We start from the raw sequence: 23,201 nt of genomic DNA on the forward strand, positions 1-23,201 counted from the left end.
TTCTCTCCTTCCTGTTTTGTGGTCATTTTACAGGAAGAATCTGTGTGCCGCAAGGTATTTTGCCTGAAAACGGCGGCACTTTTTCTTGACAGGCATACCCCTATGGGTATAATATACATATACCCCCATAGGTATAAAGAGAGGATGTGAGCCATTTGATCCATACTCTGGAGCGATTTCTGGAGTGGGGCGGCGTGAAGAAGGCCGTGACCTGCCTGGTCTTCTCCGGCATCGCCCTGCTTGTCAGCATCTTCGACCTGCTGCCGCAGCTGCCCTTTGACGCCGCCTGGGCAGCTGTCGTCCTCTGCGGTATCCCCATCATCTTGGAGGCAGTCATCGGCCTGGTGACAGCCTTTGACATCAAGGCGGACGTGCTGGTGTCCATCGCCTTGATTGCCTCCCTCATCATTGGGGAGGACTTCGCCGCCGGCGAGGTGGCCTTCATCATGCAGCTGGGCGCCCTGCTGGAGGATCTCACGGTGGCCCGGGCGCGGGCCGGCATCGAGAAGCTGGTGCATCTGACGCCCCAGACCGCCCGCCGCCTCACCGGCGGCCGGGAGGAGGCCATTCCCGCCGAGCAGGTGGCTGTGGGCGACGTGCTCCGGGTGCTGCCGGGCGAGACCGTGCCAGTGGACGGAGAGATTCTCACCGGACAGACCTCCATCAACCAGGCGGTGATGACCGGCGAGCCCCTGCCTGTGGACAAGGGGCCCGGAGACGAGGTTTCCAGCGGCACGGTGAACCAGTTCGGCGCCTTCGAGATGCGGGCGACGAAGGTGGGGGAGGACAGTTCTATCCAGCGGATGATCCGGCTGGTCCAGTCCGCCGATGCCGGCAAGGCCAGGATCGTGGGGCTGGCAGACCGCTGGGCCACCTGGATCGTAGTGGCGGCCCTGACCGCCGCCGCCTTGACGGGCCTCATCACCCGGGATCCCATCCGAGCGGTGACCATTCTGGTGGTATTCTGCCCCTGTGCCCTGGTGCTGGCCACTCCCACTGCCATCATGGCCGCCATCGGCAACGCCACCAGGCACAGCTTTCTGGTGCGGGAGGGAGACGCTCTGGAACGGCTGGCCTCCGTCTCCCAGGTGACCTTTGACAAAACAGGCACTCTGACCCTCGGCACCCCCCAGGTGAAGCTGGTGGAGAGCCTGCTGCCGGACGTATCCCGGGACGCGCTCTACGCCTGGACTGCGGGGGCGGAGCTCCGGTCCGAGCACCCGTTGGGCCGTGCCGTTGTTCAGGGCTGGCGAGCCGAGACCGTCGCGGCGCCGCCGGAGACAGCGGACTTCCAGATGCTCCCCGGCCGGGGTGTTTCTGCCACTGTGGCGGGTCATCACCTCGTCGCCGGTAACCGGGAGCTGCTGACAGAGGAACATGTCCCCTGGGAATCCTTGTCCCAGGCTGCCGTCCCTGCCCTGGAGCAGGGCTGCACCGTCATCTATGTGGCGGTAGACGGCCGCCCGGCGGGCTTTCTGGCCCTGGCAGACACCCTGCGGCCGGACGCCGCCGGGACCATCCGGGATGTCCGGGCCACCGGCGTGACCCCGGTGCTGCTCACCGGCGACCACGAGAGGGCCGCCCGGCATATTGCCGGAGAGCTGGGCATCGGCACCTTCCAGGCGGAGTGCCTGCCGGAGGATAAGCTAACCTGGATCGACCGCAGCCAGCAGAGCGGCCATCTGGTCTGCATGGTGGGGGACGGCATCAACGACGCTCCAGCCCTGAAGCGGGCCCATGTGGGCATTGCCATGGGCGGCGTGGGCAGCGACATCGCTGTGGACGCCGCGGACATCGCCCTGGTAAACGACGACATCCGGGAGCTGCCCCATCTGCTGGCACTCTCCAAGCGGATGATGCGCACCATCAAGAGCAATCTGGCCTTCTCCATGACCTTGAACTTCATCGCCATCGCCCTGGCTATCACCGGTATCCTGAACCCGGTGGTGGGCGCCCTGGTCCACAACGCCGGGTCCGTGCTGGTGATTGTCAACTCCTCTCTGCTGCTGAAGTGGCGGAAGCGCCCGTGACAGCGGCAGGCCATGGGACAGAAGATTCTGCGCCCTCCTACAGCAAAAAGCCCCCGGCCTCTGCCGGGGGCTTTTTAAGTCCTGGCTTCTCACCCCTTCAGGGTGTTCAGCAGGTGCCGGATGTGAATGCTCATGGCGTGGCGGGCGCCAGCCTCGTCCCGCTGCATCAGAAAGTCCAGAATCATGTAGTTGTCCGCGATGGCGATGCTCTGCATGTGCGCCCGATTTACGGAGACCTGCAGGATCTCGTTCACCGCGCCGTTGATGATCGGGTACAGCCGCCGCATATATTCGTTGTGGGAGGCCTTGATGATGGCCATGTGGAACTCCTGGTCCGCCAGGGGCCAGTCTCCGCCCGCCTTTGCGATGCGCTCCATCCGCTCCGCTTTCTGGCGGATCTGCGCCAGTTCTTCGTCTGTGGCACGCTGACAGGCCAGCGCCACGGTGGCGGGCTCAAAGATCAGCCGCATTTCAAACAGGTCCCTGGCCCGGACCCGGGACCGCAGGTTGGACAGCGCCGTCAGATCCACCGCGCTGGCGGGCAGATCCTCCGTGACAAACGTGCCCTTGCCCCGGCGGATCTCCAACACGCCCTGGGCCACCAGAAAGGAGATGGCCTCCCGGAGCGTGGTGCGGCTGACGTGCAGCGCCTCACTGAGTTCGTTTTCATTCGGGAGCTTGCTCCCCGGCGTGAACTGCCGTTCGTCCATGATTAGCTCGCACAGCCGGTCGGCCGTCCGCTCCGACAATTTGACTTTCCGTCCCTCACCCATGCGCATCCCTCCATCATCCGTGGTGAGGTCAGGCATTTCTCCACTGGATTTTCCGGCCAGTACGGAAATGTCCTTGACATCATATCTCTTTTAGAGTACAATGACATCATACAACAAATGAAAAAATAATACAACTATTTTGTGAAAAAATGAGGTGAACCGCTTGTGACGGCCAAGGACATGTTTTCCCACCGCGTCTCGATCCTCACCGGCCACTACGGCACCGGAAAGACGGAGGTCTCCGTCAATCTGGCCCTGGCGCTGGCCGCTGAGGGGGAACAGGTAATGCTGGCGGATCTGGATATCGTCAACCCCTATTTCCGCTCTCGGGAGCGGCGGCCCCTCCTGGAAAAAGCCGGTGTGCGGGTGATTTCCTCCTCCCAGGCCTGTTCGGACGCGGATGTCCCCGCCCTGCCGGCGGAGCTGCTGACCATTCTGGAGAACCGGGAGATCCGGGGCATCCTGGATATCGGCGGCGATCCGGTGGGCGCCCGGGTGCTGGCCCGGTTTCAGCCCAAGATCGTACAGGAGGATTACCAGCTGATCTTCGTCCTCAACGCCAACCGGCCGGAGGTGCGGGATGCGGAGAGCGCCGCCGCCTACCTCCGCTCCATTGAGGCCGTCACCGGCCTCACCTGCTCGGGCCTGGTGAACAACACCCATCTGTGCGGCGAGACCACGCCGGCCGAAATCCGCAAGGGCGCCGCCCTGGCACAAGAGGTTTCCCGGCAGACCGGAATCCCGATCCTCTGCCACACGGCGGAGCGGCGGTTCTTAGAATCCTTGTCAGACCTGGGGGAACCCGTGTTCCCCATTGCCATCAATATGAAAAAGCCGTGGGAGCGCTGACTCCGCGGCAGGAAAAAAGGAGGCATCCTGCAACCATGACAGCAAAGGTAACCTTCAACTCTGACCGGTGCAAGGGCTGTGAGCTGTGCACCACTGTGTGCCCGAAGCACATCGTCGCCATCGATCAGGCCGTCATCAACCGGAAGGGGTATCACCCCGCCCATGTGACGGACATCAGCCAGTGCATTGCATGCGCCAGCTGCGCGAAGATCTGCCCGGACTCCATCATCACTGTGGAAAAATTCTGAGAAGGAGGTCATCGACCGTGGAAAAAGAACTTTGGAAAGGAAATGAAGCCATCGCCGAGGCCGCCATCCGCGCCGGCTGCGACTGCTTCTTCGGCTATCCCATCACGCCTCAGAGCGAGGTCCCGGAGTATATGTCCGCCCATCTGCCCAAGGCGGGCGGCGTGTTCCTGCAGTCTGAGTCTGAGGTTGCGGCCATCAACATGGTGTACGGCGCCGCCGGCGCCGGCATGCGGGCCATGACCTCTTCCTCCTCCCCCGGCATCAGCCTGAAACAGGAGGGCATTACATACATCGCCGGCGCCGAGCTGCCCTGCGTCATCGTCAACTGCATGCGCGGCGGTCCGGGCCTGGGCACCATTCAGCCCGGCCAGGGCGATTACTATCAGGCCACCCGCGGCGGCGGCAACGGCGATTACCGGACGCTGGTCCTCTCCCCCTCCAATGTGCAGGAGGCGGTGGACTTCGTCCAGGAGGCATTTGACATTGCCGACCAGTACCGCAACCCCGTCATGGTGGTTATGGACGGCCTGATTGGCCAGATGATGGAGCCCATCGAGTGGCGTCCTGTCCCCAAGCGGGACCTGCCCCCAAGGACTGGGCCACCACCGGCCGTAAGGACCGGGACCACAACAACATCATCAACTCCCTGTACATGGATCCGGAGGAGTGCGACCGTCACAACGACCATCTGGCGGAGAAATACGCCCTGATGGAGAAGAACGAGGTCCGCTGGTCCGAGACGGAGTGCGAGGACGCCGAGATCGTCATCACCGCCTACGGCACCCCTGCCCGGATCGCCCTCACCGCCCTTGAGACGCTGCGCGCCGAGGGGCTGAAGGTGGGCCTGTTCCGTCCCATTACCCTGTGGCCCTTCCCGGAGGAGGCCCTGCGCAAGCTCTCCAAGGCCGACCACGTGAAGGCATTTTTGGATGTGGAGATGAGCTCCACCGGCCAGATGATCGACGATGTCCGTCTGTCCGTGGAGGGCAGAAAGCCCATCCATTACCTGGGCCACGCCGGCGGCGTGATGCCCACCGTGGAAGAGATGGTAGAAGCGGCCAAGAAGGCCTTGAAGGAGGGCAAGTGACATGGCGATCGTATATGAGAAATCCCGGGGCCTGACGGACGTGGAGTTCCACTACTGCCCCGGCTGCCACCACGGCATCATCCACAAGCTGGTGGCAGAGTCGCTGGTGGAGCTGGGTCTGCTGGATGACGCCATCGGCGTGTGCCCCGTGGGCTGCTCCGTCTTCGCGTACAAGTATTTCAACTGCGACATGCAGGAGGCCGCCCACGGCCGGGCGCCTGCCGTAGCTACCGGCATCAAGCGCACCCATCCCCATCAGGCGGTGTTCACCTACCAGGGCGACGGTGACTTGGCCTCCATCGGCGCGGCGGAGATCGTCCACGCCGCCATGCGGGGCGAGAAGTTCACGACCATCTTTGTCAACAATGCCATCTACGGCATGACCGGCGGTCAGATGGCCCCCACCACTCTGATCGGCCAGAAGGCCACTACCTGCCAGGAGGGCCGCACCCGGGAGCAGGCCGGTATGCCCATCCGCATGGCGGAGATGCTCTCCACCCTGGACGGCTGCGCCTATGCCGAGCGGGTCTGCGTCACGGATATCGCCAACATCAACAAGGCCAAGAAGGCCATCAAGAAGGCATTCCAGAAGCAGATGAACGGCGAGGGCTTCACCTTTATCGAGGTGCTGTCCACCTGCCCCACCAACTGGGGCATGACGCCGCTGAAGGCCAATCAGTGGCTGAAGGACAACATGGTCCCCTACTATCCTCTGGGTGTCATCAAGGAGACGGCCCCGGAAGGCGCGGAGGTGAAATGAGATGAAAAAAGAGATCGTCATTTCCGGCTTCGGCGGCCAGGGCGGCCTGGCCATCGGCAAGAATCTGGCAGAGGCCGGCATGGCTGAGGGCCTGAACGTTACCTGGGCTCCTTCCTACGGCCCCGAGATGCGTGGCGGCACCGCCAACTGCTCTGTGGTGCTCTCCGACAAGCCCGTGGGATCTCCCGTGTTCGCCCATCCCACCGAGCTCATCGCCCTGAATGAGCCCTCCCTGGTCAAGTTCGAGGAGGGCGTTGTCCCCGGCGGCATGGTATTCGTCAACAGCGACGTGGTGACGGATAAAGTCTCCCGCACGGACCTGACGGCCTACTACATCCCCTGCTCCCAGATCGCCGACGAGGTGGGCAACCCCAAGGTCAGCAACATGGTGATGCTGGGCGCCTATGTGGCCGGCACTAAGGTGCTGAAGGCGGAGACCATCGAGAAGATGATCCAGGAGATGTTCACCGGCGCCAAGGCCAAGTTCGTCCCCCTGAACATCGAGGCGTTCCGCCGCGGCATGGCCTGCGTGCAGTGATTTGTTTCAGAGGGCCGGCGAGTTTGCTCACCGGCCCTCTCTCTTTGGCGGGCCCTGCGCTTTCTGTGCATTTTAACAGTTGACTTTGGCTGTGTATCAGCGTATAAAAGATATCATAGAAGAATATGGCTTTATATTGCGTGGAACGGGACACGCCGCGAAGATCTCTCCCCTCAGAGAGCTGCCGGACGGTGCGAGGCAGCGGGGGCAGCTTTGCTGGCCTCCCCCGGGAGCAGTGGGCGGAACAGAGCTTTCCCAGTACGCCGCACCGGACGCCCTCCGTTATCGGGGCAGACGAGCGGCCGCTGGACCAGCGGCAACGAGAGTGGTACCACGGAAGTTTGACTTTCGCCTCTCCTGTGCAGGGCAGGAGTGCGCGAAAGTCTTTTTGCTATCCCCCAAAACTTCAAACTATTTTTAAGGAGCGATCAATATGCTGGATATTCAAATCACCAAGACCACCAGCCCCAAGGCCAAGCCCGCGGACGAGAGCAAGCTGGGCTTCGGCAAGATTTTCACCGACCACATGTTCGTCATGGACTATGCGCCGGACAAGGGCTGGCATGACGCCCGCATCGTCCCCTATCAGCCCTTCCCCCTGGATCCCGCCTGCGTGATTTTCCACTACGCGCAGGAGATCTTTGAGGGCCTGAAGGCCTACCGGACCGCGGACAACACCATCCAGCTGTTCCGCCCCGACTGTAACGGCCAGCGGATGCAGGACTCCGCTGACCGGATGTGCATTCCCAAGATCCCTGTGGAGGACTTCGTCCAGGCCGTGAAGACCCTGGTGGAAGTGGACAAGGACTGGGTGCCCCATTCTGACGGCGCCTCCCTGTATATCCGTCCCTTTGTATTCGCCACCGATGTGGGCATGGGCGTCCACGCCAGCCGGAACTACACGTTCTGCGTCATCTGCGCTCCCTCCGGCGCCTACTATGCCGAGGGCATCGATCCCGTCCGCATCTACGTGGAGGACGAGTACATCCGCGCCGCGCCCGGCCTGACCGGCTTCACCAAGTGCGGCGGCAACTACGCCGCCTCCATCAAGGCCGGCGAGATGGCCGAGCAGCAGGGCTTCGCCCAGGTGCTGTGGCTGGACGGCGTGGAGAAGAAGTATGTGGAAGAGGTCGGCTCCATGAACATTATGTTCAAGATCGACGGCAAGATCTACACCGCCCCCTGCACCGGTACAGTGCTGCCCGGCGTCACCCGCCGCTCCATCATCGAACTGCTGAAGGACTGGGGCTATGAGGTCTGCGAGGAGCACGTGGCCATCGCCGACATCATGAAGGCCGGCCACGACGGCAAGCTGGAGGAGGTCTTCGGCACCGGCACCGCCGCCGTCGTCTCCCCCGTCAAGGAACTGGACTGGAAGGGCGACAAGGTCTTCATCAGCGGCGGCAAGATCGGCGAGCTGACGCAGAAGCTGTACGACACCCTCACCGGCATCCAGTGGGGCAAGCTGCCCGACACCAAGGGCTGGATCGTCCCCGTGTGCAAGGGCTGAGTTCCCATCGTCAAAAAGAGCGGAGCCGAAAGGCTCCGCTCTTTTCCTGCGTCCCGCTCAGGGCTGCTCCGCTTCATAACGCTTTAAAATGGCGGCCAGAGCCTCAGCCGGGATGTCTCCCACGGGGCGGATCGGCTCCGGATTTTGATCGTAGGGGGCGATGGGCTTTTCAAACCAGGCCACATCCCGCCAGGCGCCGCACTTGTACCCAGTGCTGCGGTAGGTGCCCAGCCGCCGGAAGCCCAGGGCTTGGTGGAGCCCCTCACTCTTTTCATTGGGCACGGTGACGCAGCCGTAGACCGTGCGGATGCCCTGCAGCCGCAGAATGTCTATCAGGGCGCCGTACAGCCGCCTTCCCAGCCCCCGGGAGGTGCATGAGCGGTCCAGATAGACGGACAGCTCCGCATTCCACTGATAGGCGGCCCGCTCCGCCTGGCGGTGGGCGTAGGCATAGCCCACGATCCGCCCCTTCTCCAGGCATACGAGATAGGGATACTCCCGGCCGACGGCGGCGATGCGTCCGGCAAATTCCGCCTCTGAGGGCAGCGCACACTCAAAGGTGATGGGAGTGTCCAGGTATTCTCCGTAGATCTTCAGCAGGGCGGCGCTGTCTGCTGGCGCGGCAAAGCGGAACGCCGGCGCTCCCGGGGCTTCTCTTTCAGCCATCTCCGCCGCCCCTTACGTCCTGGCATGAATCTGGGCGCCGCACTTGGGGCAGGTGATGACGATTTTCCCCTTGCCCACCGGCACCCGGCAGATGGTTTTACAGTTCTTGCAGGTGAAGTATTTGTGGGCCTTGTCCGCATGGCGGGCCTTGGCATTCTGGCGGCTGCTCTTCATCCGCCACATCCAGTTCACCCACCGCTGGTTTTCGCTCCGGCGCTTGGTGAGATTCCGGGAGAAGATGCGGAACAGGGCGAAGGCCCAAGCGGCGATGGACACCAGGTACAGCGCATTCCCCAGCCACAGATGATGGGGGGCCACAAACATGGAGACGAGGTCCAGAACCAGACTTCCCACCACAATGGCCAGGCTCAACTGGTCCACGCCGTTGCGTCCGTACATGAGCCGGGCCAGTGCGTTCCCGATTTTTTGAAAGACTCCCATAGATAAGGACTCCTTTTCCGGCGGCTCCTGCCGCAGGGTGTGATTCTGTCATTATTTTACACGCAAACCCACCGCCGCACAACCGTTTGCGGGCGGAATTTACAAATTGGTCATTTATTTGTTTTGTTCAAAGTGCTATACTGATTTCTGTTGAGAAAAAACACCAAAGGAAGTGCAATATCATGGCAAAACGGCAATTCAAGGCGGAGTCCAAGCGGCTGCTGGACCTGATGGTCAACTCCATCTACACCCACAAGGAGATCTTTCTCCGGGAGATCATCTCCAATGCCAGCGACGCCTGTGACAAGCTGTGCTACCAGGCCCTGACGGATGACGCCGTGGGCATGAGCCGCAAGGACTTCAAGATCGAGATCAAGGTGGACAAGGAACACCGGACTCTGACCGTCTCCGACAACGGCATCGGCATGGACAAGGAGGACCTGGAGAACAACCTGGGCGTCATCGCCTCCTCCGGCTCCTACAAGTTCAAGCAGGAGGTGGGGGACGACGCCAAGGACACCGACGTGATCGGCCAGTTCGGCGTGGGCTTCTACTCCGCCTTTATGGTGGCGGACCACATCACCGTGGTGACGAGGAAGTACGGCGCCGACGCCGCCTGGATGTGGCAGTCCTCCGGCGCCGACGGCTACACCATCACCGAATGCGAGCGGGATGCCGTGGGCACGGACATCATCATGCACATCAAGGCGGACACCGATGATGAGAAGTACAGTGAGTTCCTGGAGTCCTGGCGGCTCCAAGAGCTGGTGCGGAAGTATTCCGACTACATCCGCTTCCCCATCCGAATGGAGGTCTCCAAGACCCGCCGGAAGGAGGGTAGCCCCGACGACAAGCCGGAGTACGAGACGTATCAGGAAGAGGAGACGCTGAACTCCATGGTGCCCATCTGGCAGCGGCGCAAGTCCAGCGTGAAGCCGGAGGAGTACAACAAGTTCTATCGGGACAAGTTCCACGACTACGCCGACCCCCAAAAGGTCATCGCCGTGTCCGCCGAGGGCGCCGTCACCTACAAGGCGCTGCTGTTCATCCCCGGTGCCACGCCCTTCGACTACTACACCAAGGAGTACGAGAAGGGACTGCAGCTGTACTCCAACGGCGTCCTCATCATGGACAAGTGCGCCGACCTGCTGCCGGAGCACTTCCGCTTCGTCCGGGGGGTGGTGGACTCTCCCGACCTGTCCCTGAACATCTCCCGGGAGCTGCTCCAGCACGACCGGCAGCTGAAGGTCATCGCGGCCAACCTGGAGAAGAAGATCAAGAGCGAGCTTGGTAAGCTGCTGAAGGACGACCGGGAGGGCTACGAGAAATTTTGGAAGAACTTTGGCCGGCAGATCAAATACGGCGTCGTCAGCGAATACGGCGCCCACAAGGACCTGCTGCAGGATCTGCTGCTGTTCTACTCCTCCACGGAAAAGAAGCCCGTCACCCTGGCGGAGTATGTCTCCCGGATGAAGGAGGAGCAGAAGTTCATCTACTACGCGGCCGGCGAGAGCTTGGAGAAGATCGACAAACTGCCCCAGACCGAGGGCCTGCGGGAGTCCGGCACGGAGATCCTCTACTTCACGGAGGAGGTGGACGAGTTCTGCGCCCAGATCCTTCACACCTTCCAGGACAAGGAGTTCCGCTCTGTCCTGGACCAGGAGATCGAGGAGGGTGCCGAGAAGAAGGCCGAGGAGGCCGCAGACGCCCACAAGGCCGTGTTCGACTTCGTCAAGGAGACCCTGGGAGATCAGGTGAAGGAGGTCAAGGCCAGCGCCCGGCTGAAGTCCCATCCCGTGTGCCTGACGGCAGGGGAGGGCCTGAGCTTTGAGATGGAGAAGTATTTCCAGGCGGTCCAGCCGGACAGCGCCATCCGCGCCGAGCGGATTCTGGAGCTGAATGTGGAGCACCCAGCTTTCCAGGCCCTGGAGGCCGCCGTGACAGCGGACCCGGAGAAGGCCAAAAAGTACGCCACGCTGCTGTACGACCAGGCTCTGCTGATCGCAGGTCTGCCCCTGGAGGATCCCTCCGGCTACACTGATCTGGTGTGCGAGCTGATGAAATAAAATACCATGCGCAAAAGCGGTCCCGGGTAAAACCCGGGACCGCTTGTTTGATTTGCTTCAGGACGGATCTCTCTGCCATCCCGGCGTTTTTTCCATCGGGTAGGGGCGGCCGCCCTCGGCCACCCGAGAAGACAGCCGCGTGGATCGGTACCGCCCTCACCGCCGCTCCACCAGCCGCTGGTAGTGCTTGTACAGGGCGGAAAACCGGCCCTGATAGCTGTGGTTCCAGGGCTTGCGCTTGCCGCAGAAGTGGAGGATGGCCGTGTGGTCCATCACCCAGTCCATGTCCCGCTCCCCTTGGCTCAGCAGCAGGTAGCGGTCAAACCGCCGGGCGTCGTAGTTCCACAGGCTGTCGTCCACCCCCAGGATCTGTCCGCCGTACAGGCCGTTGAGCACGTCCTGGTCCGGCAGCAGCAGAATGTCGGCGTGCTCCCGGGCATAGTCGAAGATGTCACCCGGCCGGACCTCCCGCCGCATGGCGGACAGATCCATCACTAGTACGCCGGAGTTGTAGTAGGCCTCCGCCTCATAGTTCTCCAGCCGCAGCCGGTTCACCGGGTCTGTGATGCCCGCCAGCAGCCCGGTGTGGGTGGCGGCGGCCATCAGGTCTCCCTCCAGGTCCGTATCATACAGGGCCCGGACGGGATTGATTACCAGAATGTCCGGGTCCAGATACAGCACCCGGTCCAGAGAACGCGGCAGCAGCTCCGCCGCCAGCAGCCGGTAGTACATGGCCCGGGTCCAGTACCGGGCCACCGGCGCGTCGGCGAACAGGTCCGCCGGCACCTCCAACGGGTGGATGCGCCCCCGACCGGCGCAGAGCTCCTCCAGTGCCGCCCAGTCCTCCGGCAGCAGGCCGTCTCCGATGGCGTAAATCTCAAAGGTCTCGCCAGGATCATTCCGCAGCAGAGAGCCCAGCATCACCCGCAGGGGCGGGAGATAGTTGCGGTCCAGTGTCACCAGAATGTTCATGTGGTCAAGCCCTCCGATCCGTTGGTCCGGGCCGTGTCCCGGTAATAGGCCACCAGCAGGTCCACCACCGTCCCGTAGGAGCGGATGCCGTCCTCTTGGCCGTAGCCCTTCAAAATCGTGTCGTACACCTTCTGGCTGGCATCCGCCGCAGCCCCCTCGAAGGATGCCCAGTAGGCGTTATTAGATGCCAGATCCGCCAGCACCGTGTCCGGAAGGCTGTCCCGGATGGCCTGCCAGGCCGCCGGATCCGCCTGGTACAGGGCGTTGCCCAGGTGGATGTACCCCATCAGCCAGCCGGAGTATTCGTACACCGGATCGCCGCTGGTGGTGGAGGCCAGCACCGCCAGGAAGTTGCACTCCTGCTCCGAGGCGATGCCCCGCTGGTGGGACAGCTCGTGGGCGATGGTGGAGGGGATCAGGCAGGCGGGGGCGTCCACGTTGATGTTGGACTCCCCGGTGAAAGCAAAGTAGACGCCGGTGAAGTTCATGGCGCTCATGACCCTGGAGAAGAACATCCGCTTGGGCGCTCGGTCCTCAAATTCCAGGAAGGGGAACAGGTCCTCCGCGCCCTGGTAGATGTCCGTGCTCCCGGCAAAGATCTCGTTCAGAGACGCATTGAACGTCCCCGCCTCATCCCGGGGCACCTGGTCGGCTGTCTGCGCCAGATTTTCCGCGAACCACGCGGTCACCGCCGTCAGATCCGGGAGCGATACCTCCTCCGCCCGGATGCCGGACCGGTCCTGGAAGGTGTCCGTGTAATAGCACACCCCCCACAGCAGGCAGGTAGCGGCGCAGACGCTCAGCCCGGCGCAGACCGCCCCCAGAACCGCGCTGTAAGCCCGGCGCTTCCGCCGCCCTCTGGCCCTGACTACCGCCGTGATGTTCCATACCACATAGGCCAGCGCGAGGACGGCCGCCAGGACATACAGCACCTCCATCACAGAGAAGGAGACCCGATAGCACAGGCTGCCCAGAGATCTCCGGATCGGGGCGGATACAAATCGCTCCAGGGCGTTCATCCAGTCCCGGTGCTCCCGGGCGATCCAGAAGGCCGCCAGCAGGACCAGGTCCGCCAGCAGCCAGATGTGCAGTTTTTGGTGGGACTTGAAAAATGTCATGCTCACTCCGCTGCCGCCAGCAGCTGGCGGGTATAGTCGTCTTTCGGGTGGTCGAAGATGTCATCCACTGTTCCCTGCTCCACGATGCGGCCTTCTTTCATCACCAGCACCCGGTCGCAGAGCTGGTACACCACATTCAGGTCGTGGGAGATAAAGAGATAGCTGAGATCCAGCTCCCGCCGCAGCGTCCGCAGCAGGTCCAGGATCTGGGCCTGGATGGTCACGTCCAGGGCGGACACCGGCTCGTCGGCAATGAGGAACCGGGGCCGCTGGATCAGCGCTGCAGCAATGGACACCCGCTGCCGCTGTCCGCCGGAGAGTTCCGCCGGTTTTGCCGCCAGACACTCCTCCGGCAGACCCACCCGGTCCAGCATCTCCCGCACCCGGCGCTTGCGCTCCGGGGCGTCATACTTGCCGTAGACCCGCAGCGGCTCCTCCAGGGTCCACTCCACCGAATAGGCGGGGTTCAGCGCGCTGTACGGGTCCTGAAAGATCATCTGGGGCCGCTTGGTGTAGTGAATCACCTGCCCCTGGTCGGGCTTCACAATGCCCAGGATGGTCCTGGCCAGGGTGGATTTTCCGGTGCCGGACTCGCCCACCAGACCCAGGATTTCCCCATGGCGCACATCAAAGGTCACGTCGCGGAGGACCTCCTGATAGGGGCCGCGGCGGAAGAGCCCGCGGTCCCGGTATCCGCTGGTGACGTGCCGGACGGAGAGCACCAGCTCCTGTTCGCTCATGGCGTCTCCTCCTTCCGGTGCCGGGTGGGAATGGCGGCGATGAGCCGCTGGGTGTATGGGTGCCGGGGATGGCGGAACACCGTCTCGATGTCCCCCTCCTCCACCAGCACGCCCCGCTGCATCACCGCCGTGCGGGTGCAGAGCTTCCGCACCACGTTCAGGTTGTGGGAGATGAACAGCATGGAGATGCCGGACTCCCGGTTCAGCTTTTTCAAAAGCTCCAAAATCTGGGCCTGGATGGTCACGTCCAGGGCGGTGGTGGGCTCATCCAGCAGCAGCAGCTTGGGCCGTGCCACGACGGCCGCGGCGATCATGGCCCGCTGCAGCATCCCGCCGGAGAGCTCGTGGGGATACTTCCGATACACGCCCGCCGGGTCCGGCAGCTCCACTGCTGCCAGGGCCGCCAGGGCCTGGTCCCGCCGCGCCTCCCGGGAGAGGTCTGTGTGGATACGCAGCACCTCCTCCACCTGGGGGCCGATACGCATCAGGGGGTCCATGCAGCTCTGCGGCTCCTGGAACACCACGCCGATCTCCCTCCCCTGGACCTGCCGCAGCAGCGTGCGGTCTGCGTGGAGCAGCTCCGCGCCGTCCAGCAGGATCTCCCCGGAAAAGTCGCACTGCTTTCGGGGCAGCAGTCCCGCCACGCTCATGGCGGTGACAGACTTGCCGGAGCCGGACTCGCCCACCAGCCCCAGGATCTCCCCGTCGTGGATGGTCAGGGACACGCCCGCCACGGCCTCCCGCTGCCGGGTGTGGAATTTCACATGCAGATCTCGGATCTCCAGCATCAGGACACCCCCCCGTTCCGGCGCTGCAGGCCCTCGCCGATGAGACCCACGCCGAAGATCAGCAGCACGATGGCGCCGCCGGAACCCAGGGCATACCAGGGGGCGCTGGTCAGCATCCCCTGCGCCTCCGAGAGCATGTAGCCCAGGGAGGCGTCCGGCGGCGTGACGCCGATGCCCAGATAGCTCATGGAGGCCTCCGCCAGCACCGCGTTGTTGAAGCCGATGGTGATGGCCGGCAGCAGCACCTGCGTGGTGTTGGGCAGGATCTGCCGCACCAGGATGCGGCCGCTGGAGGCCCCCATCAGCCGGGCGCTCTTCACATAATTCACGTCCCGCAGCGCCGCGAAGGCGGTGCGGGTCACCCGGGCAAAGCTGGGGATGAACACGATCCCCAGGGCGATCACCACGTTGTATTTATTCCCCGGCCCCAGGATGCTGATGAGAACCAGGGCCAGCAGGATGCTGGGAAAGGCGGTCAGCGCGTCATTCAGGCGCATCAGGACCTCGTCCACCACGCCGCCGAAATAGCCCGTGAGGGCGCCCGCTGCCGTGCCGCACACCGCGCCGATGGCCACGGTGCTCAGGGCGATCAGGAAGGTGGTGCCCGCCCCCTGCAGCACCCGGCTGAAGATGTCCCGGCCGAAGCTGTCGGTCCCCAGCCAGTGGGCCAGGGAGGGGCCCTCCAGCTTGGGCCCTGCCAGCAGGGCGTCCGGGTCGTAGGGCGTCCACACCAGGCCGACCAGGATCAGCGCCGCCATGAGGCCGGTGACAATCAGCCCGGCCAGCAGGTATCCGTTCATCCGCCGCTTCATGACGCACCTCCCAGCCGCAGGCGGGGGTCGATCCGCTGGTTGACAATGTCTGCCACGGTGCCTGCCAGCACCACCCAGAAGGCCAGGATCACCACGATGGCCTGCACCACGGGGTAGTCCCGGTTGGAGATGGAGGCCACCAGCAGCCGTCCCAGCCCCGGGATGGCAAACACCTGCTCCACCACGATGCCAGCCGCCACGATCTCCGCCATGGTCTGGGCCAGGAAGGTCACCACCGGCACCAGGGCGTTGCGCAGCACATGGCGCCGCAGGACCGCCCCCCGGTCATTGCCCCGGGAGATGGCGGTGCGGACATAGTCCCGCCGCATCTCCCCCTGAATGGTGCTGCGGAGCATCCGCACGGTCATGGCGATCCGGGGGATGGCGATGGCCGCAGCCGCGAAAAACAGATACCGGAACGCCCCGGTCGGGTCCGCACCCAGATCCGGGAATTGGCCGTGGACAAACCAGCGGAGGGTGATGCTGAACAGCCAGGAAATCAGGATGCCGGTGAAAAACGGCGGCACCGCCATGCACAGCTGGTCCAACACCGTCCCCACGGCGTCTCCCACCCTGCTGTGCCCGCGGGAGGCCCACAGCCCCAGGGGAATGGACACCACGGCAATCAGCGCGAAGCTGAGAAGGCTCAGGCACAGGGTAATCCCCACCTTGGGGGCAATCAGCTCCCACACCGGCTGGCTATAACTGTAAGAAATCCCCAGGTCCCCGGTGAAAAAGCCCGCCAGCCACTCCAGATACCGCACCGCGAAGGGGCGGTCCAGCCCCAGCTCCGCCTCCAGCTCCGCCACGCGCTCCGGCGTGGCCTGGGTGCCCAGCATGATCTCCGCCGCACTGCCGTGGATCAATTCAAAGGCCGCAAACGCCAGAAGGGAGACGATGACCATGGTGACCAGCAGCATCAAAATCCGCTTGCATACGTACTTCATGGCATCATCTCCCTTCCGGGGCAGCGGCAGCATACCTGCCGCGCATTGGATTTACTGGGCGTAATGGACCGTGGACAGGTCCATCACATAGATGGGATAGAACTGGTATCCCTCCAGCCCGTTCCGCAGAACCACCAGGTCCGCCAGGTCCTGGATGTAGACATTGGCGGCGTGTTCCGTCAGGTTCCGCTCCATCTGTTTGTAGAGCTCTGTCTGCTCTGCGTCGTCGGCCGTGGCCTGGGCCTGCTGGAACAGGGCGTCATAGTCCGTGTTCTGATAGTTGATAAAGTTGTCGTCCGCCGCAGAGGTGAACCGCTCCAGCAGCGCCCGGGCAGTCATGTTGGAGGCGTCTACGCCTACCACGGTGGACTGGAACTGCCGGTTTCCGTACACCTCGCTGAGCCAGGCACCCCACTCCACAGGCTGAATCTCCGCGGTGATGCCCACGGCCTTCAGCTGCTCCACCAGCACAGTGGCCGTGTCGATGTGGGGCTGATAGTTGGAGGGGACGGTGATGGTCATGGAGAACCCGTCGGGATACCCGGCCTCCGCCAGCAGCTCCCTGGCCCGCTCCGGGTCATAGGGATAATAGTCTGTCAGGTCCTCCACAAAATATTTCTGAAACGCCGGGTACATACTGGAGCCGATGGGGCTGCCGTACCCGTCGAAGGCCACATCGATGATCTGCTGTTTGTCCACGGCGTAGCACAGGGCCTGCCGGACCTTTTCATTGTTGAAAGGCTCCGCGGCGTTGTTCAGATACAGCGCCTGCACCAGATTCATCGTGCCTTCCAGCACCTGGAAGTCATCCCCCAGCTGGGCGGCCTGGGTGCTGGTCAGGTGGGCGAACATGTCGATGGCTCCGCTCTGCAGGCTCATTACCAGGCTGTCCGCGTTCTCAATGATCCGGAAGGTCACCTTGTCCAGCTGGGCCGGGGTGCCCCAGTAGCCGTCAAACCGCTCCAGAACGATGGAGTCCTGGGCTGTCCGGGAGACGAATTTGAAAGGCCCCGTGCCCACCGGGGCGGTGGCCTGGTCCGTATAGTCCTCCGGCAGGATGGCCAGAGTCAGATAGGATAAAAACTCGCTGTCCGGCTGATCCAGGGTAATGGTCAGCGTGGTGTCATCAGCCTGGATGCTGGAAATAGCAGAAAGCGCCGGGATCAGAGGCGTTCCCTCCGAATCGTCGGCGCAGCGTTCGATGGAATATGTGACATCCCGCATCTCTACCGGGTCCCCGTTGTGGAACTGCACACCCTCCCGCAGGGTAAAGGTGTATGTGGTCTGATCCTCAGAGATCTCGTAATGGTCAGCGACCGCGGGCACCAGGTCTCCGTCAGGCGTGGGCTTCACCAAGCCCTCAAATACGTTGAACATGACTTCCTTGGTTCCTGCCGCCACCGCCAGGTGAGGGTCAAGACTCTCGTCCAGGTCCTGCGCGATGCCCACCACGATCTCGTTCGCCTGGGCCCGCGCCTCGGTAGAGCCGTCCGCTGTCTGTCCATCCTCTGACGCCTGCTCTGTGCTGCCGCCTCCGCAACCGGTGAGTGCGGCGCTCAGGAGGCCCGTCAGAAGAAGGAGCGCCATAAGCCTCTTCTTCATGGTTCTCTCCTTTGCATCACTGCTCATTTCGAGTCAGTGTTGGGCGGAAACTGTCCGCCCTGACAGAAATGTTCGGCTCTATTCAATTTTAAAAGGAGCCTCACAGGGCATGTTATTTTTATAACGCTTGCCCTGCAAGGGTGTATTGTACACGAACGCCCCGGGGATTGCAAGGGCTTTCGCAAAAAAACAGCCTGTTCGGGGGAGAAACATTCACAAATCCGTCACACCTGCGGAATTGAATTTCCGGGGGCGGCGTGCTATACTAATTTACATCGCTTTGGATGGGGCCGCCCATCCCAGTCAGGAGGTGTCACTCTTGAAAACGAAGAAACTGCTGTTCATTCTCAATCCCCGGGCCGGGCGGAACAAGCCCCACGGTCCGCTGTTTGACGCGCTGGCCATCCTCTCCGGCGCGGGTTACCTCATCCGGATCCACGAGACCTCCGCCCCAGGAGACGCGGCCGATACCGCCGCCCGGGAGGGCGCCGGATACGATCTGGTGGTGGCAGCCGGAGGAGACGGCACCCTCAACGAGGTGATCTCCGGCCTGATGCGGCTGGATGCCCCGCCGCCCCTGGGCTATCTCCCCCAGGGAACCACCAACGACTTCGCCTCCAGCCTCCAGATTCCACGGACCCCGGCGTCCGCCGCGAAAAACATTGTACAGAACCGCATGCGGGAACTGGACATCGGCCGGTGGAATGAGCGGAGCTTCATCTATGTGGCCTCCTTCGGCGCCTTCACCCGCAGTTCCTATGCCGCCTCTCAGGCGGCCAAGAACGCCCTGGGCCACTTTGCCTATATTCTGGAGGGGATGAAGGACCTGAACACCCTCCGCCCCTATCACATCCGCCTCACCGCTGACGGAGAGGTGCTGGACGGGGACTACCTGTTCGGCGCCGTGTGCAACTCCACCTCCATCGGCGGGCTGATGAAGCTGGACCCGGAGCGGGTGGTGCTGGATGACGGGAAATTCGAGATGCTGCTGGTCCCCAGCCCCAAGACAGCCGCGGATCTGCAGAATCTGGTGCTGGCGCTGCTGAACCAGCAGTATGACAGCCAGGGCCTGGTGTTCCGCCACGTCTCCTCCCTCCGGCTGGAGACAGAGGAGGAGCTGCCCTGGTCCCTGGACGGAGAGTATGCCCCCAGCGTGCCGGTGGTGGACATTGTCAATCGACAGCGGGCGCTGAGGATGCTGTTATGAGAGACTTGGAACATCTGCGTCGCCGGTACGCAGACCATGTGCCGGGGCTTCTGGGCGCCCGGCACAGCTATGCCGTCCTCTGTCCCCTGGTGGAGCGGCCGGACGGCCTGCACCTGCTCTTCGAGGTCCGCTCCGCCGCCCTGCACCGCCAGCCCGGGGAGGTGTGTTTCCCCGGGGGCCGGATGGAGGCGGGGGAGACGCCGGAGCAGTGCGCCCTCCGGGAGACGGAGGAGGAACTGGCCATCCCCCGTCAGGAGGTGGAGGTCCTGGGCAGGCCGGACTTCATCTGCAATCAGGCGGGCTTTCTGATGCAGCCGGTGCTGGGACTGGTCTCGGCCGCCGGTTTTGCGGCGGTGGCGCCCTCCCCTGCGGAGGTGGGAGAGGCATTCACCGTCCCCCTGGCTTTTTTTCGGGAGACCGCTCCGGAGCAGTATGTCTATGCCCTGCAGCCGGACGTGCCGGGGGACTTTCCCTATGAGACCGTGGGGATTCCTGCGGACTACCGCTGGGCCCGGGGCCGGGTGGAGGTCCCCATCTGGTATTGGCAGGGCCACGCCGTCTGGGGTATGACCGCCCGCCTGACCCAGGACATCGTCCGCCACCTGGAATAAAGAGCACAGGCAGGGCCGGAGCATTCGCTCCGGCCCTGCCTGTTTAGAATGGAGGATTTATGTGCCCAGAAACTCCGGGTCATATCCGATGAACTTTTCCCACGCCGGCCCGTCCGCCGCCGGAGAAAAGCCGAACTCCCGGTAAAAGCCCGCCGCAGCCTCCGTCTCCGGCGTGGGCAGCCGCAGGCGGTCCCGGCCCATGGGGCGATAGTGCATCACTGCCTGGCCGATCAGCTGCACGCCGTAACCCCGGCGCCGCCAGGGCTCTGCCACTGCCAGCAGGGGGATCCAGCCGCAGCCCCGCTCCGATTCCCGGCCGTCGTCAAAGGCCACCGCGCCCACAGGCGTTCCATCCAGATACCCCGCCAGTACAGGCGCCCCGGCGGACAGTGCCCCGGAGGTCCCCGCCCACGCCGCCGGAAACTCCGCCTGCTCCCGCGCCAGGGGGCGGAAATAGAGGCCGGGCTCCAGTCCGTTGGCCCGCTGCTTCACGGTGCATCCTTGGGTGAAGGCCGGGTCTGTCAGATGGCTCGCATCGTCCCGCCAGACCACCTGGATCCGCGCCCCCTCCGCCCGCAGCAGAGAGACAGCGGTGTTGCTGCCGGTGGGCGTCTTCCCCAGCTCCTCCAGCGGGATGCCCTGCAGGGCCGCCAGCAGCAGGCGGATGGCGCAGCCATGAGAGAACACCGCCGCCGTTTTTCCGTCATTGGCCGCCGCAATGTCCCGCACGGCCGCCAGCAGCCGGGTCTGGACTGCCTGGGGCGTCTCCGCGCCCTCTACGTGCCACAGGTGGAGCCGGTGGTTGAAGTTTTCCAGCTGCGCCGGGTCCTGCCGGGCGATCTCTCCCCAGGTCTTCTCCTCCCACACGCCCACGCAGATCTCCCGCAGGTCCCGCCGCCGGTGCAGGGGCAGGCCCTTGGGCTTGTATATGGCGCTGGCGGTGGCGCAGGTGCGGTAGAGGTCGCTGGCGTAGACCGCGTCGATGGGAATATCCGCGAATCGGCGCGCCAGCGCCTGGATCTGCCGCTCGCCCCGGTCTGTGATGCTGCTGTTGGCCTGTCCCTGGGCGATGCGGTACAGGTTGCCCTCCGCCTCTGCGTGGCGAATCAGATAGATGGTGGTCATGGTTTCCTCCGTCCGGGCCTGGGCCCGCCGTTTTGAGATTTGGATGTCGTTATCATCATTATAACGGATCTGCCGGTTTCTGGCAAATCGCTCTAACGCGTTTTTTTCCGGGAAAGCGGCTATACTACGCTCAGGCCGCAAAGGAGTGACTGAAGATGAGAATGTGTACCGGATTTTGGGTCGGTATCGGCGCCGGACTGATGGCCGGCGCGGCAGTGGGAATGATGATGCCCTACGGCAGGGATCCCATGAAAACGCAGGTGGGAAAGAGTATCCACAAGCTGGGTGTCGCCGTGGACCATGCCGTGGACAGCATCGTTTCCGAAATGCGCTGACGCGCAGGGCGGGGAGCCTCGGCTCTCCGCCTTTTTTGATAAAATCGTTTTTGGGGCTTGACTTTGGGAAAAGCTCTGGTATAATAATAACGCTGTCGCATTTGGCGACGCCTCGTATACAGAAATTAGAACCAGAACAGCTATGGAGAAGTCGCCTAGTTGGTCGAGGGCGCATGATTGGAAATCATGTAGGCCCCTAAAGGGTCTCGAGGGTTCGAATCCCTCCTTCTCCGCCACAGAAAGCCTTGGAACCGTCAGGTTTCAAGGCTTTCCTTTTTTGCGTCCTGCAAGCGTTTTCGCCGCAGGAAAACCCCTTGGCGGAACGAAAGAGAGACATCTGCTTTTAGCAGATGTCTCTCTTTCATGGCAAGGGGTAACAATCCAAATCCTCTCAGGTCGGTCGAACTCTCTTGCATTCAAATTTGCAATTTTTCTTGAGAAGCATCTAACCGGCCTTCTGGCCGGCAGCGCCTTTGCGCCGTACAAGCGTTTTACCACAGGCAAAACCTTGGCGCAGGGCGAATTCACTTCGCCCGAGCATTTCAATCACTGAAGGGTGGAGCGACCAACGGGAGCGAAACCCAAAAGAAAATGCGACTTGTCGAAACAAGTCGCATTTTCTTTTGGAGCGGCTGATGGGAGTCGAACCCACCTATGCAGCTTGGGAAGCTGCCGTTCTACCGATGAACTACAGCCGCATCTGAGTTGTTATTATACCAGACCGCTTCATATTTTGCAACCCCCAAATCTTCTCCGGCATGAACGCCTTTTCGCGGACATAGATTCTACCATCGAAGCAAAGGGGGATCACCATGAAAAAACTCGTCGTGCTGCTGTGCGCCCTGCTGGCGCTGGGGAGCAGTGCCCAGGCGCTGGAAGTATCCGCGCCCTCGGCTCTGCTGATGGAAAAGGAGACGGGCACCGTCCTCTTCGCCAAGGACGAACATGCCAAGCTGGAGCCCGCCAGCGTCACCAAGGTCATGACGCTGCTGCTGACCATGGAGGCCATCGACGCCGGACAGCTCCACTATGACGACGTGGTCACCGCGTCGGCCCACGCCTGCTCCATGGGCGGCAGCCAGATCTGGCTGAAGGAGAATGAGCAGATGACGGTCAGCGATATGCTGAAGGCGGTGTGCGTTGTCTCTGCCAACGACTGCGCCGTGGCGCTGGCGGAGACGGTGGCCGGCAGCGAGGAGGCCTTTGTGGAGCGAATGAACCAGCGGGCCGCGGAGTTGGGCATGGCCGATACCCACTTCTGCAATGCCACCGGCCTGCCGGCGGAGGGGCATGTCACCTCCGCATACGACATCGCCCTTATGAGCCGGGAACTGATCCGAAACCACCCGGACATCCGCCAGTACACCACCATCTGGATGGATTCCCTGCGGGACGGAGCCTCCTCCCTGGTGAACACCAACCGCCTGATCCGCTTCTACCAGGGAGCCACCGGCCTGAAGACCGGCTCAACAGACAGTGCGCTGTACTGCCTCTCTGGTACGGCCGAGCGGGACGGCATGGAACTGATCGCCGTCATCATGAAGGCACCAACCTCCACCCAGCGGTTTGAGGATGCCACCAATCTGCTGAACTACGGCTTTTCCACCTACACGCTGGAGAATGTGGTGCCGGAGTCCGCCCTGCCGCCGGTGCCCGTGTCCCTGGGGACCCAGGCCACAGTGCAGCCGGTGCTGGGGGAGAACACGCACCTCCTGCTGGAAAAGGCCAAGGCGGGCAGCCTGCAGCAGCTGGTCACCCTGGCGGACTCTGTGGAGGCGCCGGTGGCGGCGGGCAGTCAACTGGGGACCCTCACCATCACCTCCGGGGAAGAGGTCGTGGCGGAGCTGCCCATCCTGGCAGGAGAGGAGATCCCACGGGTCACCTTCGGCCAGATGCTGGTCCAGATGCTGCGGACGGCCTTCCTCTGCGGCTGACGGCGGCGGGGGGCGCTGCACCCCCTGAAATCCCGGCGGATT

Annotated in this window: 22 protein-coding genes, 2 tRNA genes and 1 pseudogene; 13 read left to right on the top strand and 12 right to left on the bottom strand. The window is 63.0% G+C overall.

The window, feature by feature from the left end; all coding sequences use genetic code 11:
* Positions 1-146 precede the first annotated feature (146 nt).
* On the top strand, positions 147-2,030 hold the full coding sequence (locus EIO64_RS11140; RefSeq protein WP_197714234.1) for a heavy metal translocating P-type ATPase: 1,884 nt from the start codon (positions 147-149) through the stop codon (positions 2,028-2,030).
* Positions 2,031-2,119: 89 nt separating this feature from the next.
* On the opposite strand, the gene EIO64_RS11145 is transcribed toward EIO64_RS11140, so the two are convergent.
* Complete coding sequence (locus EIO64_RS11145) at positions 2,120-2,803, bottom strand: FadR/GntR family transcriptional regulator (protein WP_025544674.1); 684 nt, start codon at positions 2,801-2,803, stop codon at positions 2,120-2,122.
* Between the two features lie 165 nt (positions 2,804-2,968).
* On the opposite strand from EIO64_RS11145, the gene EIO64_RS11150 reads away from it, so the two are divergent.
* The 6 genes and pseudogenes from EIO64_RS11150 (at position 2,969) to EIO64_RS11175 (ending at position 7,795) form a co-directional block, all read left to right on the top strand.
* Positions 2,969-3,652: a P-loop NTPase gene (locus EIO64_RS11150; RefSeq protein ID WP_021748013.1), complete on the top strand. Its 684-nt coding sequence runs from the start codon at positions 2,969-2,971 to the stop codon at positions 3,650-3,652.
* 35 nt (positions 3,653-3,687) lie between these two features.
* A complete protein-coding gene (locus EIO64_RS11155) occupies positions 3,688-3,900 on the top strand; it encodes a 4Fe-4S dicluster domain-containing protein (RefSeq protein ID WP_021748014.1) in 213 nt (70 codons plus the stop codon).
* 17 nt (positions 3,901-3,917) lie between these two features.
* Positions 3,918-4,987, top strand: a pseudogene (locus EIO64_RS11160) (3-methyl-2-oxobutanoate dehydrogenase subunit VorB).
* A 1-nt stretch (position 4,988) separates the two neighbouring features.
* Positions 4,989-5,747: a thiamine pyrophosphate-dependent enzyme gene (locus tag EIO64_RS11165; protein ID WP_119310409.1), complete on the top strand. Its 759-nt coding sequence runs from the start codon at positions 4,989-4,991 to the stop codon at positions 5,745-5,747.
* Between the two features lies 1 nt (position 5,748).
* On the top strand, positions 5,749-6,285 hold the full coding sequence (locus EIO64_RS11170; RefSeq protein ID WP_021748017.1) for a 2-oxoacid:ferredoxin oxidoreductase subunit gamma family protein: 537 nt from the start codon (positions 5,749-5,751) through the stop codon (positions 6,283-6,285).
* 433 nt (positions 6,286-6,718) lie between these two features.
* Entirely contained in the window at positions 6,719-7,795 is a 1,077-nt protein-coding gene (locus EIO64_RS11175; RefSeq protein WP_021748018.1) for a branched-chain amino acid aminotransferase, read from the top strand.
* 57 nt (positions 7,796-7,852) lie between these two features.
* On the opposite strand, the gene EIO64_RS11180 is transcribed toward EIO64_RS11175, so the two are convergent.
* Entirely contained in the window at positions 7,853-8,461 is a 609-nt protein-coding gene (locus tag EIO64_RS11180) for a GNAT family N-acetyltransferase (protein ID WP_119310410.1), read from the bottom strand.
* A gap of 12 nt (positions 8,462-8,473) precedes the next feature.
* The gene (locus tag EIO64_RS11185; RefSeq protein WP_021748020.1) at positions 8,474-8,902 is read right to left on the bottom strand and encodes a ribonuclease P Rpr2/Rpp21/SNM1 subunit family protein; all 429 of its coding nucleotides are present in this window, start codon (positions 8,900-8,902) and stop codon (positions 8,474-8,476) included.
* Positions 8,903-9,084: 182 nt separating this feature from the next.
* On the opposite strand from EIO64_RS11185, the gene htpG reads away from it, so the two are divergent.
* The gene (gene htpG / locus EIO64_RS11190; RefSeq protein ID WP_119310411.1) at positions 9,085-10,968 is read left to right on the top strand and encodes a molecular chaperone HtpG; all 1,884 of its coding nucleotides are present in this window, start codon (positions 9,085-9,087) and stop codon (positions 10,966-10,968) included.
* Positions 10,969-11,124: 156 nt separating this feature from the next.
* Here htpG and EIO64_RS11195 read toward each other — a convergent pair whose 3' ends face one another.
* Genes EIO64_RS11195 through EIO64_RS11225 form a run of 7 tightly spaced genes read right to left on the bottom strand, consistent with a single transcriptional unit; the run spans position 11,125 to position 17,947 of the window.
* Entirely contained in the window at positions 11,125-11,940 is an 816-nt protein-coding gene (locus EIO64_RS11195) for a glycosyltransferase family 8 protein (protein WP_021748022.1), read from the bottom strand.
* A complete protein-coding gene (locus EIO64_RS11200) occupies positions 11,937-13,058 on the bottom strand; it encodes a DUF3810 domain-containing protein (RefSeq protein ID WP_119310412.1) in 1,122 nt (373 codons plus the stop codon). The genes EIO64_RS11195 and EIO64_RS11200 overlap by 4 nt, the downstream gene beginning before the upstream one ends.
* 2 nt (positions 13,059-13,060) lie before the next feature.
* Complete coding sequence (locus EIO64_RS11205) at positions 13,061-13,798, bottom strand: ABC transporter ATP-binding protein (RefSeq protein ID WP_021748024.1); 738 nt, start codon at positions 13,796-13,798, stop codon at positions 13,061-13,063.
* On the bottom strand, positions 13,795-14,586 hold the full coding sequence (locus EIO64_RS11210) for an ABC transporter ATP-binding protein (RefSeq protein WP_021748025.1): 792 nt from the start codon (positions 14,584-14,586) through the stop codon (positions 13,795-13,797). The genes EIO64_RS11205 and EIO64_RS11210 overlap by 4 nt, the downstream gene beginning before the upstream one ends.
* Positions 14,586-15,398 carry an ABC transporter permease gene (locus EIO64_RS11215; protein ID WP_021748026.1) on the bottom strand — a complete coding sequence of 271 codons (813 nt, stop codon included), beginning with the start codon at positions 15,396-15,398 and terminating at the stop codon, positions 14,586-14,588. Before EIO64_RS11215 ends, EIO64_RS11210 begins: the two co-directional genes overlap by 1 nt.
* Entirely contained in the window at positions 15,395-16,345 is a 951-nt protein-coding gene (locus EIO64_RS11220) for an ABC transporter permease (protein ID WP_025545294.1), read from the bottom strand. The genes EIO64_RS11215 and EIO64_RS11220 overlap by 4 nt, the downstream gene beginning before the upstream one ends.
* 51 nt (positions 16,346-16,396) lie before the next feature.
* Positions 16,397-17,947, bottom strand: a complete 1,551-nt coding sequence (locus tag EIO64_RS11225; RefSeq protein WP_119310413.1) for an ABC transporter substrate-binding protein — start codon at positions 17,945-17,947, stop codon at positions 16,397-16,399.
* A 310-nt stretch (positions 17,948-18,257) separates the two neighbouring features.
* Here EIO64_RS11225 and EIO64_RS11230 point away from each other — a divergent pair, with 310 nt between their 5' ends.
* Together EIO64_RS11230 and EIO64_RS11235 are read left to right on the top strand one after the other, a co-directional pair.
* Positions 18,258-19,154, top strand: a complete 897-nt coding sequence (locus EIO64_RS11230) for a diacylglycerol/lipid kinase family protein (RefSeq protein WP_249390654.1) — start codon at positions 18,258-18,260, stop codon at positions 19,152-19,154.
* Positions 19,151-19,765 carry an NUDIX hydrolase gene (locus EIO64_RS11235; RefSeq protein ID WP_025545295.1) on the top strand — a complete coding sequence of 205 codons (615 nt, stop codon included), beginning with the start codon at positions 19,151-19,153 and terminating at the stop codon, positions 19,763-19,765. Before EIO64_RS11230 ends, EIO64_RS11235 begins: the two co-directional genes overlap by 4 nt.
* A gap of 57 nt (positions 19,766-19,822) precedes the next feature.
* Here EIO64_RS11235 and EIO64_RS11240 read toward each other — a convergent pair whose 3' ends face one another.
* Positions 19,823-20,890: a bifunctional histidine phosphatase family protein/GNAT family N-acetyltransferase gene (locus tag EIO64_RS11240; RefSeq protein ID WP_119310414.1), complete on the bottom strand. Its 1,068-nt coding sequence runs from the start codon at positions 20,888-20,890 to the stop codon at positions 19,823-19,825.
* Between the two features lie 155 nt (positions 20,891-21,045).
* Here EIO64_RS11240 and EIO64_RS11245 point away from each other — a divergent pair, with 155 nt between their 5' ends.
* Together EIO64_RS11245 and EIO64_RS11250 are read left to right on the top strand one after the other, a co-directional pair.
* Complete coding sequence (locus tag EIO64_RS11245) at positions 21,046-21,225, top strand: hypothetical protein (RefSeq protein ID WP_021751346.1); 180 nt, start codon at positions 21,046-21,048, stop codon at positions 21,223-21,225.
* Positions 21,226-21,369: 144 nt separating this feature from the next.
* Positions 21,370-21,461: transfer RNA gene (locus tag EIO64_RS11250), tRNA-Ser, on the top strand.
* Positions 21,462-21,849: 388 nt separating this feature from the next.
* Here EIO64_RS11250 and EIO64_RS11255 read toward each other — a convergent pair.
* Positions 21,850-21,923 (bottom strand) — tRNA-Gly (locus tag EIO64_RS11255).
* A gap of 114 nt (positions 21,924-22,037) precedes the next feature.
* Between EIO64_RS11255 and EIO64_RS11260 the strand changes: the two genes are divergently transcribed.
* Entirely contained in the window at positions 22,038-23,159 is a 1,122-nt protein-coding gene (locus EIO64_RS11260) for a D-alanyl-D-alanine carboxypeptidase family protein (RefSeq protein ID WP_025545029.1), read from the top strand.
* Positions 23,160-23,201: the final 42 nt, after the last annotated feature.

Origin of the sequence: Dysosmobacter welbionis (assembly GCF_005121165.3) — a bacterium.
Taxonomy (GTDB): Bacteria; Bacillota; Clostridia; order Oscillospirales; family Oscillospiraceae; genus Oscillibacter; species Oscillibacter welbionis.

Bases quoted from the DNA above. Each gene is read 5' to 3' on its own strand.
- EIO64_RS11200 (WP_119310412.1), bottom strand. From the start codon at position 13,058: ATGACATTTTTCAAGTCCCACCAAAAACTGCACATCTGGCTGCTGGCG.
- EIO64_RS11220 (WP_025545294.1), bottom strand. From the start codon at position 16,345: ATGAAGTACGTATGCAAGCGGATTTTGATGCTGCTGGTCACCATGGTC.
- EIO64_RS11195 (WP_021748022.1), bottom strand. From the start codon at position 11,940: ATGAACATTCTGGTGACACTGGACCGCAACTATCTCCCGCCCCTGCGG.
- htpG (WP_119310411.1), top strand. From the start codon at position 9,085: ATGGCAAAACGGCAATTCAAGGCGGAGTCCAAGCGGCTGCTGGACCTG.
- EIO64_RS11215 (WP_021748026.1), bottom strand. From the start codon at position 15,398: ATGAAGCGGCGGATGAACGGATACCTGCTGGCCGGGCTGATTGTCACC.
- EIO64_RS11170 (WP_021748017.1), top strand. From the start codon at position 5,749: ATGAAAAAAGAGATCGTCATTTCCGGCTTCGGCGGCCAGGGCGGCCTG.
- EIO64_RS11155 (WP_021748014.1), top strand. From the start codon at position 3,688: ATGACAGCAAAGGTAACCTTCAACTCTGACCGGTGCAAGGGCTGTGAG.
- EIO64_RS11175 (WP_021748018.1), top strand. From the start codon at position 6,719: ATGCTGGATATTCAAATCACCAAGACCACCAGCCCCAAGGCCAAGCCC.
- EIO64_RS11165 (WP_119310409.1), top strand. From the start codon at position 4,989: ATGGCGATCGTATATGAGAAATCCCGGGGCCTGACGGACGTGGAGTTC.
- EIO64_RS11180 (WP_119310410.1), bottom strand. From the start codon at position 8,461: ATGGCTGAAAGAGAAGCCCCGGGAGCGCCGGCGTTCCGCTTTGCCGCG.
- EIO64_RS11245 (WP_021751346.1), top strand. From the start codon at position 21,046: ATGAGAATGTGTACCGGATTTTGGGTCGGTATCGGCGCCGGACTGATG.
- EIO64_RS11225 (WP_119310413.1), bottom strand. From the start codon at position 17,947: ATGAAGAAGAGGCTTATGGCGCTCCTTCTTCTGACGGGCCTCCTGAGC.
- EIO64_RS11235 (WP_025545295.1), top strand. From the start codon at position 19,151: ATGAGAGACTTGGAACATCTGCGTCGCCGGTACGCAGACCATGTGCCG.
- EIO64_RS11260 (WP_025545029.1), top strand. From the start codon at position 22,038: ATGAAAAAACTCGTCGTGCTGCTGTGCGCCCTGCTGGCGCTGGGGAGC.
- EIO64_RS11240 (WP_119310414.1), bottom strand. From the start codon at position 20,890: ATGACCACCATCTATCTGATTCGCCACGCAGAGGCGGAGGGCAACCTG.
- EIO64_RS11205 (WP_021748024.1), bottom strand. From the start codon at position 13,798: ATGAGCGAACAGGAGCTGGTGCTCTCCGTCCGGCACGTCACCAGCGGA.
- EIO64_RS11210 (WP_021748025.1), bottom strand. From the start codon at position 14,586: ATGCTGGAGATCCGAGATCTGCATGTGAAATTCCACACCCGGCAGCGG.
- EIO64_RS11145 (WP_025544674.1), bottom strand. From the start codon at position 2,803: ATGGGTGAGGGACGGAAAGTCAAATTGTCGGAGCGGACGGCCGACCGG.
- EIO64_RS11185 (WP_021748020.1), bottom strand. From the start codon at position 8,902: ATGGGAGTCTTTCAAAAAATCGGGAACGCACTGGCCCGGCTCATGTAC.